General features: G+C 77.9%; 3 protein-coding genes. All 3 read left to right on the top strand.

Annotated features, from left to right (window positions below; all coding sequences use genetic code 11):
• A partial coding sequence (locus tag ACFXDE_RS38365) for a lanthionine synthetase LanC family protein (protein WP_380498967.1) occupies positions 1 to 1821 on the top strand: 1821 nt, incomplete at its 5' end.
• A complete protein-coding gene (locus ACFXDE_RS38360; RefSeq protein ID WP_380498966.1) occupies positions 1818 to 3806 on the top strand; it encodes an alpha/beta hydrolase family protein in 1989 nt (662 codons plus the stop codon). The genes ACFXDE_RS38365 and ACFXDE_RS38360, both read left to right, overlap by 4 nt.
• A 149-nt stretch (positions 3807 to 3955) precedes the next feature.
• A complete protein-coding gene (locus tag ACFXDE_RS38355; RefSeq protein WP_363659199.1) occupies positions 3956 to 4099 on the top strand; it encodes a VenA family class IV lanthipeptide in 144 nt (47 codons plus the stop codon).
• The last annotated feature ends 117 nt before the right edge of the window (positions 4100 to 4216 follow it).

Raw genomic sequence — 4216 nt, 5'->3', positions numbered from 1 at the left:
ACGCCGTCGGGCGTGGGCCGGACCGCCGAAGGCCGGGACGGCGAGGGCGCGCCGTCGAGTGCGGGCCCGACCGCCGAAGGCCGGGACGGCGAGGGCACGCCGTCGAGTGCGGGCCCGACCGCCGAAGGCCGGGGCGGCGAGGGCACGCCGTCGAGTGCATCCGGCGCCACACAGCCCCCCAGCGCGCTCCGCCCCGTCGGCGCCTCCGACCTCCTCCCTCGCGATGCCGCGCCCGCCGCCGAGCAACGGGGCGGCACGCCGCCCACGGCAGGAAGCCCCGAGGCCTCCGCGCAGTCACCCAGCGCACTCCGCCTCGCCGACGTCGTTGGCCTCCCCCGGCACGACGCCGCGCCCGCCGCCGAGCGACAGGGCGGCGCGCAGCCCACGACCGAGAGCCCCAAGGCCGACGGCCACCCTGGGTCCGCAACCGCCCACCCGGGTAAGCAGCAGGCCGGGACGGGCCCGGCCGAAGACGCCTCCACCCAGTCCCCCAGTGCACTCATCGTTGGCCTCCCCTGGGACGACTGGTCCGACGCTGCGCCGGCCGTCGACCTCGACCGGGTGCTGACGGACGGCCTGCGGCACCTCGCCGTCACCGCCACGCCCGCACGGCGGGACCGCCTGTGGCCCGTCGTGGCGGCCGGGGAGCGGACGGATCCGTGCAACGTGCAGCACGGGGCCGCCGGGGTGCTCGCCGTTCTCGCCCGTGCCGCGCTCGTGGGCGGGCTTCCCGAAGACGACGGAACGCTCCGGGTGGCGGCGGACTGGATCGAGCGACGCTGTGCGGCCGAGCCGGTCGTCCTGCCGGGACTGCACTTCGGGCGGTCGGGCACGGCGTGGGCGCTCCTCGACGCCGCCCGGGCGCTCGACGACCGCGAACTCGCCGAGCGGGCCTCGGCGATGGCGCTGCGGGTCGACGTCGAGTGGCCCAACCCCGATGTCTGCCACGGCGCCGCGGGGGCGGGCCTCACCCAGCTGCGGTTCGCCGCCGACGCCGACACCGAGGCCGACGCCGACGCCGACGGCACCAGGGCGTCCGCCTTCCTCGCCCGCGCCGCGCGCGGCGGCCGTGCGCTCCTCGCGGCCGCCCGGCGGGAGCCGTACGGGCTGGTCTGGCCGGTGCCGAAGGACTTCGACTCGGCGCTCGCCGGGATCACCCACCTCGGGTTCGCGCACGGTGTCGCCGGGGTCGGCGCCTTCCTGCTGGCCGCCGCCGAGGCCACCGGCGATCCCGCGCTCCTGGCCGGTGCCGTCGAGGCGGGCCGCACGCTCACCGCCACCGCCCGCCGCGACGGCGGCGGTGCCGGCACCGGCACCGGTCCCGCCTGGTGGCCGCAGAGCGCGGACGACGCCCCGCACATCCGGCTCCCGCACTGGTGCAGCGGTTCCTCCGGCGTCGGCACGTTCCTCCTCCGGCTCTGGCAGGTCACCGGGGACGCCACCGCCCACGAGCTGGCGCTCGCCGCCGGGCGGGCCGTGCTGGCCGGCCGCTGGCACAGCGGGGTGAGCGCCTGCCACGGCCTGGCGGGCGACGGCGAGTACCTGCTGGACCTCGCCGAAGCCACCGGTGAGCGCGAATTCCGCTCCGGGGCCGAGGAGTTGGCGCACCTGATCGCCGCCCGCTCCGCCCTCCGCGACGGCCTCGTGGTACTCCCCGACGAGACGGGCACCGGGTGCGCGCCCGGCTACGGCACCGGCACCGCCGGCGTGCTCGCCTTCCTGCTGCGCCTGCGGCACGGCGGCCCCCGCCTCTGGGTGGACCCGGTGCCGCCCGCCACGCGCCGGCCGGCCCGCGCCACGGACGAGGTGGGCCGACCGTGAACGTCGCCGCCCCGGCCCGCACCAACGCGCTGCGCCGCCTGAGCTTCACCTTCGCGCCCGACGGCAGCCACGCCGCGTGCCTCGCCTCGGCCGCCGACGGCGGCTGGTACGCAGAGAGCTGGCACCTCCCGGCGGACGGCGGACCGGCGGCCCCGACCGCGCTGCCACTGTCCGGCAACCGTTCGGAGAGCCTGCGCTCGCAGCTGGTCTCGCTGCCGGACGGGTCGGTCCTGATCTGCCGGCACGACGGCGAGCGGCACGACCTCGTCCACCTGTCGTCCCGCGAAGGCACGTGCACGGAAACACAGTTGGCGACGCTCCGGATGCCCGGCCTGCGCCTCCTGCCGCTGCCGGCCGGCCGCACCGCCCCCTCCGCCCCCGTGGCGCTCGCGCTCGGCACCGACACCCGCCCGGCGACCACCGTCTGGCTGGTCCGGACGGACGGCAGCGAGCCCGAACAGGTCGCCGAGGTACCGGGTCTGCACGGCGGCGGGGTCTGGCTGGACCACACCGGGGCGCTGCTCGCCCTGGACCGGGTGAGCGCGGGGATCGTCCGCACCGTCGTGCTGGACGTGCGCAGCGGCGCCGTCACCCCGCTGCTGGAGATCGGCGAGCGCAGCAACGACCGCCTGGTCCTGTTCGACCCCGACAGCCGCTTCGCGATGGTGCGCAGCGACGCGCCGGGCACCGACCGGCTGGGCTGGGGCGTGCTGGGCGGCGGCGAGCCGCTGCGGTTCCCGGAGCGCCTGCACGTGGCGGGGATGTTCCTGCGGCCGGTGGCGCTGCGGCAGGCGGCGGACGGGCCGCGGGTGGCGGTGCAGATCGACCACGGCGCGGGTTCGGCGCTGGCGCTGTGGCGGCCCGCGGCGGGACGGCTGGACCCGCTCCCGGTGCCGCCGGGCCGGCTCGGCGCGGTCGGGCACTGGGGGGAGGCGGGGCTGCGGATGCCGTACTCGGCACCGGACCACCCGGCGGCGCTCGCGGCGCTGGACGTGGACGCACTGCTGGCGCACGGCCCGGCGTCCCCGGCGTCCGGACCGATGCCGCTGCCCCTCCAACTGGCCCCGCTGGGCTCGGGGTTGCCCGGCCCTTGGCGGGACACGGTGCTGCCGTGGCAGCCCGGCGGCGCACGCATCCCCCGTACGCAGCCGCCCGGTTGGCGGCTGGACGGCAGCACGGCACCCGGCGACGGCGGTCGCTGGCAGCCCGCCCAGAGCATCGAACTCGCGGGCCCGGCCGGGCCGTTGGAGGCCGTCGTGTACGGCGGCGACGCGTGGCTGAGCAGCCCGCACCTCGTCCTGGCGCTGCACGGCGGCCCGGCGGACGCCTGGCGGCTGGAGTTCGACCCGGCCCTGCAGCGGATGGCCGCGGACGGCCTGGCCGTGGTCGCGCCGAACCAGCGCGGCTCCACCGGGTACGGCGTGCCGCACGCGATGGCGATCCGCGGCGCGTGGGGCGGGCCCGACCTGGACGACGTCCTGTACCTGCTCGACGGCCTCGCGGGGCAGCGCGCGGCGCTCGGCCTGGAGCCGCCGTCGCTGTTCGGCGTCAGCTACGGCGCGTTCCTGGCCCTGCTGGCGGCGGCGCACGCCCCGGCCGAGCACGTGGCGCGGTGCGCGGTGGTCGCGCCGTTCCTGTCCGGCGCCCGGCTGCTGGCCGAAGCGGCGCCCCCGGTCCGGGCGTTGACCACCCGGCTGGGCGGCGGCGAGCAGATCGCGGACGCCCGCGGGCCACGCGACGTGCTCCAGCTCGCGCACCGGCTGAGCGCCCCGCTGCTCGTGGTGCACGGCAACCGGGACGAGGTCGTCCCGGTGAGCCAATCCCGTTCGCTGCGGCACGAGTTGCTGCGGATCGGCCGGGTCGAGGGCGCGGACTTCCGGTACGTCGAGGCGGCCGGGTCCGGGCACGAGGTGCTGGCCGAGGAGGGCGCGGCCGTGCTGCACGAACTGCTCGCCGCCTTCCTGCGCACCGGCCGGCCGGGCTGACCGGCCCCGCACGGCGACACACCCCACAGACTCCCGGGCCCGACGGCCCGGGGCACCACCCCGGCGCGGCGGACGGAGCCGCCCGGGGGCGATACCCGGCGCCCGCAGGCAGATCGCGGCGGGCGCGCACTCAAGGGGAGGAACAGATCATGGAGAACATGGTGGACTTCGAGACCGACCTCGCGGCGCTCCAGGAGCTGCCGGAGAGCGAGTCCGTCGAGCTGACCGGCCACGGCGCCGGCTGCCAGTACACCTGCCTCATCCTGACCTGCCTGATCTTCACCATCAACTGATCACGGCAGCGCCAGGGTCCTCCGATGACCCACGGGCGCGGGGGGCGCCGGGGGGGGCCCCGGGGGGCGGGGCGCCGGGTTTCCCCCCACGACCGCCCCGCGGGGGATTAAAAAAAA

The sequence above is a fragment of the Kitasatospora sp. NPDC059408 genome (assembly GCF_042751525.1).
GTDB lineage: Bacteria > Actinomycetota > Actinomycetes > Streptomycetales > Streptomycetaceae > Kitasatospora.
The sequence above is the reverse complement of the archived record's forward strand: the minus strand, read 5'-3'. Positions and strand labels throughout refer to the sequence as shown.

What these genes read in the sequence shown, in the direction of transcription:
- ACFXDE_RS38355 (WP_363659199.1), top strand. Translation starts at nt 3,956, where the DNA reads ATGGAGAACATGGTGGACTTCGAGACCGACCTCGCGGCGCTCCAGGAG.